The organism is Pseudomonas sp. NPDC077649 (assembly GCF_044542855.1).
Lineage (GTDB): Bacteria > Pseudomonadota > Gammaproteobacteria > Pseudomonadales > Pseudomonadaceae > Aquipseudomonas.
In genome coordinates this window covers 342,016-357,080 of the sequence record NZ_JBITVF010000002.1, presented here as the reverse complement: position 1 = coordinate 357,080, position 15,065 = coordinate 342,016, and the positions used below count along the sequence as shown (strand labels likewise).

The following is a 15,065-nucleotide window of genomic DNA, read 5'->3' as shown; positions in this document are numbered from 1 at the left end:
ACAACACCACGCCGTTCGCCGTGAATGTGCTGGTGACGGACGCCGATGGCAGTACAGGCACGACCAGCTTCACGGTGGTGATCGACGACGACACGCCGTTGCTGCATGCGGTCGACAGTCTCATTGTGCAGAACGTGCAGGCTGTTTACACGGGCGATTGGTCTTATACGGCGGGTGCCGATGGCCTTTCCACTACCAATGGCATCGACGCGATGCTGCTAACACCATTACCAAGTACGGTTGAAGAGCGGGCCGATCTGTTCGCTTCGGACGGCAGCTATATTGGCGAGATGTTGACCATCAAGGTGGGTGGTCAGGAGTTCTTCAACCTATTCGTCTCGGTCGACGGTACCTATCAATTTAATCTGGTTACACCCAACCCGAGCACCTCCGAATCGCAGAACTTGGCGTCTAATTTGCCAGGTGTCAGTGATGGGTTGTGGCTGGAACAGATCGTCGACAGCAAAATTGTCGGTAACTTCGACTTGTTTACCGACATCCTCTTCACGACCACTTCCGGCTCCGGCGGTAATGCTGGTGTGGTCAACAGCAGTAGCAATGGTATAGGGGTGGGTAATCAGCATATTGGCAATGGCGACAACCTTATGCTGAGATTTTTCGATAGCGACGATGACAGTAATGGCAGCACTCATCCTACTGCTAGGAAGCAGCTTACGCAGATTGACTTAAGCTTTGCTTTCGTCGGTGGTGCGTCGCTGACAAATTTCAGCATTCAGTTTCTGGATCAGAACAACAATGTCATCGATTTGCCCGACAACCTGACTGACAGTATTACGGCCTCGATTAATGGCAGCAATTCAACCATTCTCTTGGAGGCCGCGACTTATGGCATCGACGGATTCTATGGTGTGCAGTTGGTGCATACCGGCGGAAGCCTGGTGCGGCTGAATGGCACTACCACCCACAGTTCAGTGCTACCCGACGATCAGGAACTGGATTTCGGTCTGACCATCTATGATGGTGATGGTGATATGGCAACTTCAGCCTTCAGCGTAACCATTTCCGCTGAGGAGGGCGTGGTTGGTTCGCCTGCTGGCAAGTTCCTCGTGGGTAGTGACAGCATGGATACCTTGCTGGGAGGGGGCGGCAACGACCTGCTCTTCGGCCAAGGTGGCGACGATATTCTGATCGGCGGCCTGGGCAACGATACCCTCACCGGTGGCGGTGGTTCCGATACCTTCAAGTGGCTCTCCGGGGAGAGCGGCGTCGATACCGTCACCGATTTCGTGGCGGGCTACAACAGCGGTGGCGATCGCCTGGATCTGTCGGAACTGCTGATAGGCGAGGATGGTGATGGAGGGCCTGATGGTATAGGCAACCTGTTGAACTATATCGATATCTCCACAGGTAATCTGGTCGGGACCGCCGCCCCCGATACCGTTATCAAGGTCGATGCGTCGGGCGGTGGAGATTTTGCCAGTCCCGACCAGACCATAGTGCTACAGGACGTCGACTTGTTCGCCGCCTATGGTCCTGGGGCGACCGAAAGCTCGGTCATCCTCGGCATGCTCGGCGACGGTACGCTTAAAGTCGACACCGTCTAAGCCTGGCTTATATGATCAGCCCGCTACCCCCTTTCGGGCAGCGGGCTTTTTTATGGGCGTTTGCCGGAGGCACCGATGGTCTATGTACAGCGCGACGCCGCGGGGCGGTTGCTGCGGGTCGAATACGAGCCTTTCGCGGGAATGACGGAAAACCTGGCGGTCGAGAGCGACGAGCTGCAGACCTGGTTGGCGGCCAAGGAAGAGGTCAGGGCGCGTTTGGACAGCCTAAAGCAGTCCGACCTGGAGTTGGTGCGCGTGCTGGAAGACGTGGTCAGCGTGCTGGTCGAGCGCGGTGTGATCCGCTACACCGACCTGCCCGAAGCGGCGCGGCAGAAGCTCGACCAGCGTGCCATCGCGCGGGCCGAGATCGAAGGCCTGAGCGGCCTGCTCGGCGACGACGAACATAACCTGGTGTGAACTCGGCCCGTGCCGTCGCCACCCGGCGCTGACGGATAGCCTGGGCGCCTATTGCCAGGGCGCCGGCGCACCGATCAGGCGACCCATGGCGCCATGCACGCCGAGCTCCTCGAGCACGCGCAATTCCCCCTCGGTTTCCACCATCTCGGCGATCAGCGGCAAATCGATGCTGTTGGTGGCGCGGAAGATCGCCTCGATGAACAGGCGCTTGTCGCTTTCCTGGTCGATGGCGCGGATGTAGGTGCCGTCGATCTTCAGGTAGGCCAGGCCGAGGTGGGTGAGGTTGCCGATCAGGCTGAAGCGGCCGCCGAAGTGCTGCAGGCCCAGGCTGAAGCCGGCCTCGCGCACGCTCTGGCTCAGGGCTTCCAGCTCTGCCGGCGGTGGCAGGTGACGCTCGTCCACCTCCAGGGTCATCAGCTGCGCCGCCTCGGGGTGGCTCTTGAGCATGGCCAGCAGCTTGGCCTTGCTCGGCGCATCGCGCAGGGTCGCGGCGGACAGGCTCAGGGCCAGCGGCTCGGGGTGTAGCGCCAGGTGGGCGAAGCTGTGTTCGAGCATCGCCAGGTCGAAGCGCGCGGCCCAGCCTAGGCGCTCGATCCAGGGCAGGAAGCGCCCGGCGGCGATGGCCTCGCCCTGCGGGTCGAGCAGGCGCGCCAGCACCTTGCGTTGCAGCAGGCGCTCGCGCGCGGCGCACTCGACCACCGGCTGGAAATATAGCTGCAGCTTGCCCTTGTTCAGCGCATCGTCGATCCAGCTGCGCCAGTCGTGCAGGCCCTGGCCGCTCTGCGCGGTGAAGTCGTCGAGGCGTTCCCAGCATTTGTCCGCATTGCTCTGCGCCTGGGCCAGCGCCTGGTCGGCGCGGCCGAGCACCGTGCCGGGTTCCTCGCCCGGGCGAAACGCGGCGATACCGATATGCGCGACCGGATCGCAATCGCTGGCACCGGTCTGGCGCAGGTTGTCCAGGCCCTGGCTGAGTTCGATGGCCAACTGGTCGGCGTCCTCGCCGCTCAGACCCGGGGCGAGCAGGGTGAATTCGCCGCCCCGGCTGCGCGCGGCCAGCCACTCGCTGCGCCCCGGAGCCTCCAGCAGGCGCTTGAGCAGCTCGCCGAGGGCGCCGATCAGGGCGTCGGTGCGCTGGCCGCCGAGACGCTGGTTGAGGCCGCCGAGGTCGTTGACTCGCAGCAGCAGCAGGTAGCCGTCGGCATGCTGCTCGCTGACCACCAGCTGATTGCTCAGGCGGATGTCGAACTGGCGGCGGTTGGCCAGGCCGGTGAGGCTGTCCTGGTAGGCCTCCTCGCGCAGCTTCTCGCTGCGCGCGGCTTCTTCGGCGAACAGCGTCTTGAGCTTGTCGACCATCTGGTTCATCGCCAGCACCACGCGCTTGAGTTCCGGGGTGCGCGGCACGCGGGGCAGGGTGAGGAACTCGCGGCGGGTGATGGCCTGCGCCTGCTGCACCATGTTGTCCAGCGGGCGCAGCTGGGTGCGCAGCAGCCAGCCGCCGAGCACCGCGCTGACCAGGCCGCACAACAGCAGCCAGAGCAGGCTGCCCAGCGCGCTGTCCCACAGCTTGGCCAGGGCGAACTGAGGATGGCTGAGCACCTCGACCCGCGCGGCCTGTTCCCAGCCGCGCATGATCAGCGCGTCGCCGCCCTGCGGGCGCAGGTCGACCAGCTCGACGAACCAGCGCGGCACGTTCTCCGGGGTGACCGTGGTGCGCCGTTCCACCACCAGGCTGCCGTCGGCGATGCGTACCACGCGGATGCTGGCGAAGTAGCCGCTGTCGAAGATCGAGCTGACCATCAGCTCGATCATCGCCGGGTCGTCCACGTGCGGCGTCATCGACAGGCCCAGCGCCGTGGCGGCGTCCTGGGCGTGCGAGCGCAGCTGGCTGATCAGCTGTTCGCGCGAGCTCTCCACCCCGGCGATGAAGCTGCCGGTGAAGGCCACCACCAGGAACAGGCAGATGGCGAGAAACAGCTGCTTGAGTAGGGACATGGATCTTTCCTCCTAGCCATCGCCGATGGCGAAGCCCTCCGCACGCATTTTTTTCAGGATGTCCTGCCAGCGCGAGAGCTTCTTGGTGTCGCTCTTGCGGGTATTGGAACCGGCGAGGTAGAGGCCTTCGGCGTTGAAGGCGTAGACCGGCAGCAGGTCCTTGCGCTGCGAGGCAGGGCGGATGTCGTTGATCAGGTTGTCCAGCACCAGCGGCTCGGCGGTGGGGCTGGCGTAGTAGGTCAGCACCATGTGCGCCTGGTTGTAGTTCAGTGCCTTGACGTAGGTGATGCGCAGCTTCTCGCTGGGAATGCCGAGGCGGCGCAGGGTGAAGTACTTGGCGATGGAGTAGTCCTCGCAATCGCCGGCACCCTTGACCAGCATCTCGACGGGGGTGGCCCAGTAGTCGTTCTGCTGCCACAGGCGGATGTCGTCGGTGAAGCGGATGGTGCGGTTGAAGAAGCGGTTGACCTCGCCGAGCTTGTCCGCCTCGGACAGCGCGGCGCTGCTCTTGATCAGCGCGTCCCAGTCGAGGATGCGCTGCTTGGCGGCGCCGAGGCTGCCGTAGCGGCTCTCGGCGTTGCGCAGAACCAGGGCGAAGTCCCAGTTGGCCAGGGCCAGGCCGGCCAACAGCCCGCCGCCGACCCAGAGGATCAGCAGACGCCGTTGCCATCCCTGAATGCGCTGCCGTGGCCGCATGGGGCTGCATCTCCGCTTCGATCGGCTGAAGTCTAGGCGACGCGCTGGCGATTTGCCCCGTGGCCGGGACGAAATTCAGACTGCAGCCCGGATGCAATCCGGCGGAACGGCCTCCCGGATTGCATCCGGGCTACGCCGGGGCGCAGGGGCGTGAGAACAGCCTGGCGTCAGGGATTGGGCAGGGTCTTCTGCTTGAGGATGTACAGGCTGACCAGCACCGCGCTGGTGAGCATGAAGGTGCGTGCCCAGGGCAGGGGCACCAGGTAGCAGGACAGGGCGATGCTCGCCCACATCAGCACCAGCGCGTAGACCTTGCCCTTGAGCGGAATGCCCTGGCCGTCGAGGTAGTCGCGAATCCAGGGCCCCAGACGCGGGTGGGTGACCAGCCAGATGTAGAAACGCCGCGAGCTGCGCACGAAGCAGGCGGCGGCCAGCAGCAGGAAGGGGGTGGTCGGCAGCACCGGCAGGAAGATGCCAATCACCCCCAGCGCCACGCACAGCCAGCCCAGTGCCAGCAGCAGGTAGCGAAGACCGCGGTGACGGCTTTCCTGGATTTCGCGAGGCATCTTCGGGCCCGGCCCGCGGGATCAGTGCTGGCGGGGCTTGAGCAGCGCGGGTTTTTCCTCCGGCGCCTGGCACAGCAGGAAGAGTGCGGTGAGCAGCTCGGGAATCTGGTCGATCATGCTGTCCACCAGGTCGCGGTCGCGGGCGATCTCGGCGAACTCCGCTTGCTCGTCGAACAGACCGGAGCCGACCATGATCGGCAGCAGCAGCTCGCTGACCTCGTCTTCGGCGTCCTCGAACCACACCGCCTCGCGCAGGAACACGCCTTCCATGAAACCGATGCACCAGCCGCGCAGGTCGGAGTCGTCCGGGTCCTCGCCCAGGTCCAGCTCGCAGGGTAGCTCCGGCTCTTCCTCGCCTGCCAGCTGGCGGGCGATATGCGCCTTGAGGTGAATCAGGGTGTTCTCGATCTCCTCGCGCTCGGCCTCGCTGCGGTAGTGCGGCGGTTCGGCGAACAGGGCGTCGATCCACTCGCGCTCGGGCACCTGGTCCGGGCAGATCGCCAGGGCGGTCAGGTAGCCATGAGCGGCCACGTAGTCCAACGCCTCTTCGTGCAGCTCATCGGCATCGAGAAAGGCTTGCAGGCGGGACAGTTGCTCGGCGAAGGACATCGTGGGGCTACCTTGAAGGAGTAAACGAGGCTGGATTCTAGTCCACCGCCGCCGTAGCGGCCATAGCGGCGGGGCCTGGCGAGGGCAAAAGCCCGGCTTCGGACAGGCTGGCGCCCTGTTGCCGGCAATCCTGCGGCATAATGCGCGGCTCGATTCGGAGGCCTTCATGCTCGACCACGCCCAGCGCATCCTCAAAGACGTATTCGGTTACGACGCCTTCCGCGGCAATCAGGCCGCGATCATCGAGCGCGTGGCCGGCGGCGGCGATGCCCTGGTGCTGATGCCCACCGGCGGCGGCAAGTCGCTGTGCTACCAGGTGCCGGGGCTGTTGCGCGACGGCCTGGCGGTGATCGTCTCGCCGCTGATCGCGCTGATGGACGATCAGGTCGCCACCCTCGACGAGCTGGGCGTGGCCGCGGCGGCGCTGAACTCCACGTTGAGCAATGACGAGCAGCGCGAGATCGCCGAGCGTATCCGCCGCGGCGAGATCAAGATGCTCTACCTGGCACCCGAGCGCCTGGTGCAGCCGCGCATGCTGAGCTTCTTGCAGGGCCTGGAGATCGCCCTGTTCGCCATCGACGAGGCGCACTGCGTGTCGCAATGGGGCCACGATTTCCGCCCCGAGTACCTGCAGCTCGGCCAGCTCGCCGAGCTGTTCCCGCAGGTGCCGCGCATCGCCCTGACCGCTACCGCGGACAAGCGCACCCGCGAGGAAATCGTCCAGCGCCTGCACCTGCAGAACGCCGAGCGCTTTCTGTCGAGCTTCGACCGGCCGAACATCTTCTACCGCATCCTGCCCAAGGATCAGCCGCGCAAGCAGCTGCTCGGCTTTCTCGCCGCGCGCAAGGGCGATGCCGGCATCGTCTACTGCCTGTCGCGCAAGAAGGTCGAGGAGGTCGCCGACTTTCTCAGCAGCCAGGGCTTTCCGGCGCTGCCCTATCACGCCGGCCTGCCCAACGAGTTGCGCGCCTATCACCAGAAGCGCTTTCTCAACGAGGAAGGCTTGATCATGGTGGCGACCATCGCCTTCGGCATGGGCATCGACAAGCCCAACGTGCGCTTCGTCTGCCACCTCGACCTGCCCAAGTCGCTGGAGGCCTACTACCAGGAAACCGGCCGCGCCGGCCGCGACGGCCTGCCCGCCGATGCCTGGATGGCCTACGGCCTGCAGGACGTGATCTTCCTCAAGCAGATGCTCAACAACTCCGAGGGCGACGATCGCCACAAGCGCATCGAGCAGCACAAGCTCGACGCCATGCTCGCCCTGTGCGAGGAAACCCGCTGCCGTCGCCAGGTGCTGCTGGGCTATTTCGACGAGGAGTTGGCGCAGCCCTGCGGCCATTGCGACAACTGCATCGACGGCGTCGAGACCTGGGACGCCACCGAGCCGGCGCGCCAGGCGCTGTCGGCCATCTACCGCAGCGGCCAGCGTTACGGCGTCGGTCATCTGGTGGACATCCTGCTCGGCCGCGACAACGACAAGATCCGCGCCGTCGGCCACCAGCACCTGACGGTATTCGGCGTCGGCAAGGCGCTCTCCGAGGTCGAGTGGCGCACCCTGTTCCGCCAGCTGGTCGCCCGCGGCCTGGCCGACGTCGACCTGGAGGGCTTCGGCGGCCTGCGTCTGAGCGAGGCCTGCAGGCCGCTGTTGCGCGGCGAGGTCGGTTTGCAGCTGCGCCGCGAACCCAAGCCGGCGCAGACCGCCAAGGCCTCCAGCAGCGCCGCCAGCCAGCTGGTGCGCAGTCACGAACGGGAGATGTGGGAGGCGCTGCGCAGCTTGCGGCGCAAACTGGCCGAGGAGCACAGCGTGCCGCCCTACGTGATCTTCCCCGATGCCACCTTGCTGGAGATGCTGCGCAGCCAGCCCGGCTCGCTGAGCGAGATGGCTCAGGTCAGCGGCGTCGGCGCACGCAAGCTGGAGCGCTATGGCCAGGCCTTCCTCGAGGTGCTGGGTGGCGCTGCGCAGGAAGCGCCGGCGCCGGTGGCCGACCTGCGTCACGAGTTGGTCAGCCTGGCCCGCGCCGGCATGACCCCGACGCAGATCGCCGGCCAACTCGGCTGCAGCGAGAAGAACGTGTACAGCCTGCTGGCCGAGGCCATCGGCCAGCAGCAGCTGTCGCTGGAACAGGCGCTGGATCTGCCGGAAGAGCTGCTCGGCGAGATCCAGGAGGCCTTCCTCGACGGCGAGGGCGAGCTGCCGGCGGTGAGCGAGATCGCCCCGCTGTTCGCCGGGCGGGTCGAGGAGACGGTGCTCTACTGCGTACGCGCCGCGCTGCAGGCCGAGTTCGAGGTCTGACGCACGATTGTCGTGATTCTGGCGGCAACTCGATGACACGGCTAAGGTGTGGGGCAAGCCGCCAACAGACGAGGTAACGGTGCCCAGCTATCACGCCTGGCTCGACGACGTCCGCCCCAGCCCCTATGCCGACCAGCTCAGCCTGGGGTTCCGCTGGCTGCGCTTTTCCCGCGTACTGGAGCGCGAATACCGCAGCCATTTGCTGGACGAGAGCTTCGAGCTCAAGCGCATCGCGCTGAGCACGGCGATGGTCATCTGGCTGGCGCTCAGCGTGCTGGACCTGATGCTGGTGCAGCCGCCCCATTTGGGTTGGATTCTGGCCGTGCGCGTGCTGGTGCTGGTCATTCTCGTGGCCTGCGCCGCCCTGATCCTTCAGCGCCGCCACATCCGTCTGCTATTACCGCTGAGCATGACCTGCATCCTCGCCCTGGGCATTGGTGCTGCGGTGATCGTCGGCATCGCCCACCACGCCGACCCCAGCTACCCGTACGAGGGGCTGCTGCTGGTGAGCATGGCGGCGTATTTTCTGGTCGGCCTGCGTCTGAGCGAGGCGCTCGGTTGTGCCCTGGCGGTACTGCTGGTCTACATCGGCGCCGAGTGGCTGGCCGGCCTGCCGCTACCGCGATTGATCAACAATGTGCTGTTCCTGCTGTTCGGCAACCTGATCGGGGCGGTGGGCTGCTATCTGCTCGAATACAAGTCGCGCGAGTACTTTCTCATCAGCCGGCTGATGCGCCTGCTGGCCGACCGCGACAGCCTCACCGGGCTGCACAACCGGCGCAGCTTCAACCGCCAGTTCGAGCGCCTGTGGCGTCAGGCGCAGCGCGATGGGCAGTCGCTGGCACTGCTGCTGTGCGATATCGACCACTTCAAGGCCTACAACGACCACTACGGCCACCAGGCCGGCGATACCGCGCTGCAGCGCGTCGGCGCCCTGATCGAGCAGGCCGCGCGGCGTCCGCTGGACATGGGCGTGCGCCTGGGCGGCGAGGAATTCGCCCTGCTGTTGTTCGACATCGGCGCCGAGGAGGCCAAGCGCCGTGCCGAGGCGCTGCGCCTGGCGCTGGTGGAGCTGAACATCGCCCATCAGGGTTCGGACAGCGCCAGCATGCTGAGCATGTCCATCGGCGTCGCCTGCCTCAGTCCCAGCGTCGGCGGCGAGCTGAACCAGCTCTACGAGCATGCCGACCGCGCGCTCTACGAGGCCAAGGCCTTTGGCCGCAATCAGGTGGTGGCCTGATCCGCAGCCGAGACTCGTGGCCGCATTTCAGTCGCATTCTGAAACGCTCGGCCACAATCCGGGCTTGCCCTGCGCTCGCGGTTATGGCTAGCTAGCTAATAATTAGTTTTTGACCTTTGTACGAGCCCGCTCCCCCATGTCTTACCCCGATCAACACCGTTTCGCCATGCAAGTCGCTCAATTGTCCCGCGCCTGGCGCTCCGAACTCGACCGTCGTCTGGTTGGCCTCGGCTTGTCCCAGGCGCGCTGGCTGGTGCTGCTGCACCTGGCCCGTTTCACCGAGATGCCGACCCAGCGCGAGCTGGCGCAGAGCGTCGGCGTCGAAGGGCCGACCCTGGCGCGCCTGCTCGACAGTCTGGAGGCACAGGGGCTGGTGACCCGCGTCGCGGTGCCCGAGGATCGCCGGGCCAAGAAGATCGCCCTGCAGCCCAAGGCGCAGCCGTTGATCGAGAAGATCGAGGCGATTTCCACCCAGCTGCGCCAGGAGGTCTTCGCCGGCATCGACGAAGAGGACCTGCGCCGCTGCCAGCAGGTGCATGCCCGAGTGCTGGGCAACCTGCTGAAGTAGTGCCCGATAGCGTCAACTTTTCGGCCGCGTTGCGGTCGACTGTCTTTTAGTGACCAAATTTTGACCATTTGCCCTTGATGGCAATGTGCTTCGTCGGCAAACTGGCGCCCAAGCCGCTACTTTGTGAATTAGTAGCCATACTGCAATACGAGCCGGGTTCGACAGGGACAGCGTCGCCCCGATATCAGCCTACTGTTCAGGGCGCCAGCCTCCCGGCCATCGGGATGCTCATACAGGGAGTGGAGGAGGCGGCGTTCGAGCCTGCATAACCCTGGAGGTCACATGGCTCGGGTGCGTCAGTTGATGTTGGGTTTGGCGTCGGGTTCCGCCCTCTATTCGGGCATGGCGCCGGCGCTGGGGCTGGGCGAGATCACCCTGCATTCGGCGCTCAATCAGCCGCTGGAGGCGGAGATCGAGCTGCTGGCGGTGGGCGATCTCGGCGCCGAGGATCTGCGCGTCGCCCTGGCGCCGGCCGAGGTGTTCAGCCGCTCGGGCGTCGAGCGTTTCTACTTTCTCAACGACCTGCGCTTCACCCCGCTGTTGCGCGGCTCGCGCAGCGTGATCCGGGTGGTGTCGAGCCGGCCGGTGCGCGAACCCTATCTGAATTTCATTGTCGAGGTGGCCCGTCCCGGCGGGCAGTTGCTGCGCGAGTACACCGTGCTGCTCGATCCGCCGGGCTCTGCCGCCTACACCGTGCAGGCCGCCCCCAGCCCTGCAGCCGCCGCGCCAACACCTAGTGCGGCGCAGCCGGCGGCCGCTCCAGTGCGGCGCAGCGAACCGCCCAGCGCCACCCAGGGCCATCGCCAAGCGGTGGCGCGCGGTGACAGCCTGTGGTCGATCGCCGCGCGTCTGCGCGAGCAGGGCAGCCCGCTGTCGCAGCAGGCGCTGATGGACGGCATCCTCTCGCTCAACCCGGCGGCCTTCATCGGTGGCGATGCCAATCGGCTGCTGGCCGGCGTCGAACTGCTGCTGCCCGATGCCGCGCGCCCGAGCACGGCCGCCGCCGCTGCAGCGCCGGTCGAGCCCCCGGCAATGGCCGTCGAGGCTTCCGTCGCTGCGCCGCTGGCCGCCGCGCCGCCGGCTGCCGAGCCGACCGAGAGCCTGCAGCAAGTGCTGGAGAAGCAGCGCCAGGTCGACCAGGAACTGGCCAGCCAGGCCGCGGAGAACCTGCAGTTGCAGCAGGGCCTGGCGCAACTGCAGTTGCAGTTGCAGCAACAACAGTTGCAGTTGCAGCAACTGCAGGAGCAGTTGCGGCTCAAGGATGCGCAACTGGCCGAGCTGACCGAGCAGGGCGCCCCTGTTGCCCCGCCGGTGGACGTGCCAGCGCTTGCTGCCGTGACGTCGCAGGAGGAACCGGTGGCCGCCGAGCGTGGCTGGTTCGCCACCCTGCTGGCCGGCGGCGTGGTGCTGCTATTGCTGCTCGGCGCCCTGGTCTGGGCCGCGCGGCGGCGCGAAAAGGCCGCGTCGGTGGTGCAGGTCGAGCCGCCGGCACAGCGCCCTGTGGCGCCGCTGCGGCCGGCGCCGGTCGCAGTCGCCAAGCCGGCCGTGGCGCCTACTCCGGCGCCGACTCCGCAGCAGCGCCCGGCGGCACCGGTCGACCCGCTGGAGGCAGCCAACGTCTATATCGCCTACGGCCGTTTCAGCGAGGCCCGTGGCGAGCTGAGCAAGGCCCTGGCGCAGGCGCCGCAACGCAGCGACTTGCGTTTGCGCCTGCTGGAGGTGCTGGCCGAGCTGGGCGACGGCGCCGCCTTCGAACGCGAGGAAGCGGTGCTGCGTGCCGAGGGCTTCGATGCGGCGCGGCTGGATGCGCTCAAGGCTCGCCACCCGGCCCTGCAGCAGGCGCCGCAGCCTGCCCACAGCCAGCCCCTGGTGGCGCCGCCGGCCGCCGAACCCGACTTCCAGCTCAATCTCGACGACCTGCCGCTGGATGCCGACTGGGACATGGTCAGCCCCTTCGAGGCCGCCCGCGGCAAGACCAAGGCGGCCGCCGCGGCGGAGTTCGATGCGGGGTTCTCCAGCAACCTGCAGGAACTGCCGGAGGTGTTCGAGCTGGACGAGGAGGTGCAGAACGTCAGCGCCTTCGGCGAGATGGAGATGGTGGTGGGCGGCGAGGACGAGTTGCTCGACGAGCATTTCCTCGATGCCTTCGCCGGCGAGGCCGATGCCACCGCGGCGCTGCAGGGCGATATCGAGCAGCTGGCCGGCAACCCCGAGCACATGGCCAAGCTCAACCAGGCGCTGGCCTATATCGAGCAGGGCAATCTGAGCAGCGCCTGCGACATTCTCAACGAGGTGATCGACCAGGGCGACGACCGGCAGAAACAGGCCGCGCGCCAGTTGCTGGCGGAAATCGCCTGATCCGCCCGACTCGCTGCGCCGACAGGGCCGCGCTTGCTGCGCGGCCCTGTCTTTTATGGGGGTGGTCGTCGAGGCTCGGATGCAATCCGGGACAGCCCAGCTCGGGTGCCTGGTTACCCCGGGCGAGGAGAACGGCCCCGTGGGAGCCGACTGGCTCCTGCCGTCAGAAGCTCTTGCCCAGGTTCAGGTACAGCGCCTTTTCCCGCTCGTCGTTGAAACCGTAACTGAAGTTCACCGGGCCCAGCGGCGTATCCAGGCCGAGGAAGATGCTGGCGGCGTTGATATAGCCGCTGTCGAAGGCGTTGTCGTTGTTCCAGGCGCGGCCGCGCTCCAGCGACATGCCCAGGTACAGGGGCAGATCCAGCGGCAGCAGCGAGCGCTGGGTCAGGCGGCGGTAGTAGATCAGCCGCGCCAGCGCCACGTTCTGCCCGCTCAGGGCGTCCTGGCGGAAGCCGGACAGCTCCTGGGCGCCGCCGAGGATAAAGCCGGAGGTGACCACGTCGGCCTCCTCCAGGGTGCGCCCGTAGCGCCCGCCGAGCACCCAGGTATTGGCCTCGACGCTGAATACCTTGTTCAGCTCCAGCTGCCACTGACGGTACTCCTCATCCGAGCCCAGGCCGCTGTCGTACTGGCGCAGCAGCAGGCCGATGTCTTCGCCGGTGGTCGGGAAGTCGACGTTGTCCAGGGTGTCGAAGGAGTACATCAGTTCGTAGTAGCCCTCGCTGAAGCTGAAGCTGGGCAGGTCGCGCTCGCCGACGCGCACGTCCGCCTCGCCCCAGGCCTGGCCCAGACCGAAGCGGATCTCGCCGTTGTTGGCGATCTGCCGGCCGAGGTTGAGGCCGTAGCCGTAGCGCTCCAGGCGGTATTCGGCGATGGGGTCGTTGTCCAGGATCGCCTCGATATTGCGCGCCTCGCCGAACAGGTAGGGGGCGACGAAGTAGCGCGAGCCGGCGTCCAGCGGCTGGTAGAACTCGCTGTAGAGTTCCTGGCGGTCGCCCAGTTGCACGCGGGTCAGCCACTCGGCGCCCAGCTGGTTGATGCCGTTGACGCGGTAGCTGGCGCCGATGTTGAAGGCGCTGTCGCCGCGCATGTCGTCGGACAGGTTCAGGCCCAGGCGCAGGTAGTCGGTGCCGCTGCGCTTGCCGCGCGCGTCGATCACCAGCGCGCTGCCGCGTTCGTCCAGCGGCGTCACGCGGTACTGCACGCGCTCGAAGTAGTCCAGGCCGTACAGGGTGCCCATGTCCTTCTGCAGGCGGTCCATGTCCAGCGGCTCGCCCAGCGGCTGGCGGATATGCCGGCGGATCACCGCGTCGCCGACCTTGGAATCGTTCTCCACGCGGATCTCGCGGATCACCGGGGTGCGCTGCTCGCGCGAGCGCGCCATGGCCAGCGCCGGGTTGCCGCCGCCGCTCTGCTGCAGGCGGGCCAGGCGCTCGGCCTGGATCTGCGTGGCGCGGTAGCCGGCGTCGATCATCTGCTCGGCGCGGGCGAAGTCGGTGACGCCGAAACCGGCCAGCGGCGGCTGGATCAGCACGTCGTCGGCCACCAGGGTGGCCAGCTGCGCCTCGGAGTTCTTGCGCGTCATCAGGGTGATCGACTGGTTCATCACGTCGACCACGGTGGTCAGCTGCTCCACGGGTTTGAGCGGGGTGCCGAGGTCGACCACTATCACCCGCTCGACGCCCATCTGCCGCGCCACGTCCACCGGGATGTTGTTGACCATGCCGCCGTCCACCAGCAGGCGGCCGTCCAGCTCCACCGGGGCGAATACCGCCGGGATCGACATGCTGGCGCGCATCGCCTGGGGCAGGTGGCCGCGGCGCAGGATCACCTGCTCGCCGTTGGCGATATCGGTGGCCACGGCATGGAAGGGGATCGGCAGGCGGTCGAAGTCGCGGGTGTCGCTGCGGTGCACCAGCAGGCTCTCCAGCAGCAGCGCCAGGTTCTGCCCCTGGATCACCCCCAGCGGCAGGCCCAGGCTGCCGTCGTCGCGGAAACTGAGTTTCTGCTTGATCAGGAAATCGCGGTCGTCCTGCTTGCGGCGAAAGGGCACGTCCTCGCGCGGCGGCGAGTCGGACAGCGCCTGCTGCCAGTCCAGCTCCAGGGCCAGGCGCTGCAGTTCCTCCACCGAGTAGCCGGCGGCGTACAGCCCGCCGACTATGGCGCCCATGCTGGTGCCGGCGATGGCGTCGACGCGGATGTTCTGCTCCTCCAGCGCCTTGAGCACGCCGATATGCGCCAGGCCGCGGGCGGCGCCGCCGGACAGCACCAGGCCGACGCGTTCGGCGGCGAGGGCGGGCAGGCTGGACAGGGCGAGCAGGCAGAGCAGCGAACGGAGCAGGCGGCGCATGGCGGTTTCCGGCGAGGGCAGGGCGAAAGGCCGCTATTATAGGCGCCAAGCCCTATCCCAGAGCCGCTGCCATGTCCGATCACAAGCCCGAAATCGTCATCACTTATTGCACCCAGTGCCAATGGTTGCTGCGCGCCGCCTGGCTGGCCCAGGAGCTGCTCAGCACCTTCGCCGACGAGCTGGGCAAGGTCAGCCTTGAGCCAGGCAGCGGCGGGGTGTTTCGCATCCTCTGCGATGGCGTGCAGATATGGGAGCGCAAGGCCGACGGCGGCTTTCCCGAGGCCAAGGTGCTCAAGCAGCGGGTGCGCGACCAGATCGACCCGGGCCGCGACCTGGGGCATAACGACAGGTAGGGTGCGCCGTGCGCACCTTGGCTCCTGGGGCGCGTAGGTCGGGAGGCGCCCGTCA

The 15,065-nt window shown here is 66.6% G+C and carries 12 protein-coding genes; 7 read left to right on the top strand and 5 right to left on the bottom strand.

The window, feature by feature from the left end; translation table 11 throughout:
* Together ACIGFL_RS08725 and ACIGFL_RS08720 are read left to right on the top strand one after the other, a co-directional pair.
* The coding region (locus tag ACIGFL_RS08725; protein WP_397496886.1) for a type I secretion C-terminal target domain-containing protein at positions 1-1,565 on the top strand (1,565 nt) is incomplete at its 5' end.
* A gap of 75 nt (positions 1,566-1,640) precedes the next feature.
* Positions 1,641-1,982: a tryptophan synthase subunit beta gene (locus tag ACIGFL_RS08720; protein WP_397496885.1), complete on the top strand. Its 342-nt coding sequence runs from the start codon at positions 1,641-1,643 to the stop codon at positions 1,980-1,982.
* A 48-nt stretch (positions 1,983-2,030) separates the two neighbouring features.
* Here the strand turns inward: ACIGFL_RS08720 and lapD are convergent, their stop codons facing one another.
* The 4 genes from lapD to ACIGFL_RS08700 form a co-directional block, all read right to left on the bottom strand.
* Positions 2,031-3,974, bottom strand: a complete 1,944-nt coding sequence (gene lapD / locus ACIGFL_RS08715) for a cyclic di-GMP receptor LapD (RefSeq protein WP_397496884.1) — start codon at positions 3,972-3,974, stop codon at positions 2,031-2,033.
* Between the two features lie 12 nt (positions 3,975-3,986).
* Positions 3,987-4,670, bottom strand: a complete 684-nt coding sequence (gene lapG, locus ACIGFL_RS08710; RefSeq protein WP_397496883.1) for a cysteine protease LapG — start codon at positions 4,668-4,670, stop codon at positions 3,987-3,989.
* A gap of 167 nt (positions 4,671-4,837) precedes the next feature.
* Entirely contained in the window at positions 4,838-5,236 is a 399-nt protein-coding gene (locus ACIGFL_RS08705) for a YbaN family protein (RefSeq protein ID WP_397496882.1), read from the bottom strand.
* A 21-nt stretch (positions 5,237-5,257) separates the two neighbouring features.
* On the bottom strand, positions 5,258-5,845 hold the full coding sequence (locus tag ACIGFL_RS08700) for a YecA family protein (RefSeq protein ID WP_021442245.1): 588 nt from the start codon (positions 5,843-5,845) through the stop codon (positions 5,258-5,260).
* Positions 5,846-6,011: 166 nt separating this feature from the next.
* Between ACIGFL_RS08700 and recQ the strand changes: the two genes are divergently transcribed.
* From recQ to ACIGFL_RS08680, 4 genes are all read left to right on the top strand, one after another.
* Entirely contained in the window at positions 6,012-8,141 is a 2,130-nt protein-coding gene (gene recQ, locus ACIGFL_RS08695; protein ID WP_397496881.1) for a DNA helicase RecQ, read from the top strand.
* Positions 8,142-8,220: 79 nt separating this feature from the next.
* A complete protein-coding gene (locus ACIGFL_RS08690; RefSeq protein ID WP_397496880.1) occupies positions 8,221-9,381 on the top strand; it encodes a diguanylate cyclase domain-containing protein in 1,161 nt (386 codons plus the stop codon).
* A 136-nt stretch (positions 9,382-9,517) separates the two neighbouring features.
* Positions 9,518-9,949 carry a MarR family transcriptional regulator gene (locus tag ACIGFL_RS08685; protein ID WP_021442248.1) on the top strand — a complete coding sequence of 144 codons (432 nt, stop codon included), beginning with the start codon at positions 9,518-9,520 and terminating at the stop codon, positions 9,947-9,949.
* Positions 9,950-10,231: 282 nt separating this feature from the next.
* The gene (locus tag ACIGFL_RS08680) at positions 10,232-12,307 is read left to right on the top strand and encodes a FimV/HubP family polar landmark protein (protein ID WP_397496879.1); all 2,076 of its coding nucleotides are present in this window, start codon (positions 10,232-10,234) and stop codon (positions 12,305-12,307) included.
* Between the two features lie 163 nt (positions 12,308-12,470).
* Here the strand turns inward: ACIGFL_RS08680 and ACIGFL_RS08675 are convergent, their stop codons facing one another.
* Entirely contained in the window at positions 12,471-14,657 is a 2,187-nt protein-coding gene (locus tag ACIGFL_RS08675; RefSeq protein ID WP_397496878.1) for a patatin-like phospholipase family protein, read from the bottom strand.
* A gap of 71 nt (positions 14,658-14,728) precedes the next feature.
* Here ACIGFL_RS08675 and ACIGFL_RS08670 point away from each other — a divergent pair, with 71 nt between their 5' ends.
* On the top strand, positions 14,729-15,010 hold the full coding sequence (locus tag ACIGFL_RS08670) for a SelT/SelW/SelH family protein (RefSeq protein ID WP_397496877.1): 282 nt from the start codon (positions 14,729-14,731) through the stop codon (positions 15,008-15,010).
* Positions 15,011-15,065: the final 55 nt, after the last annotated feature.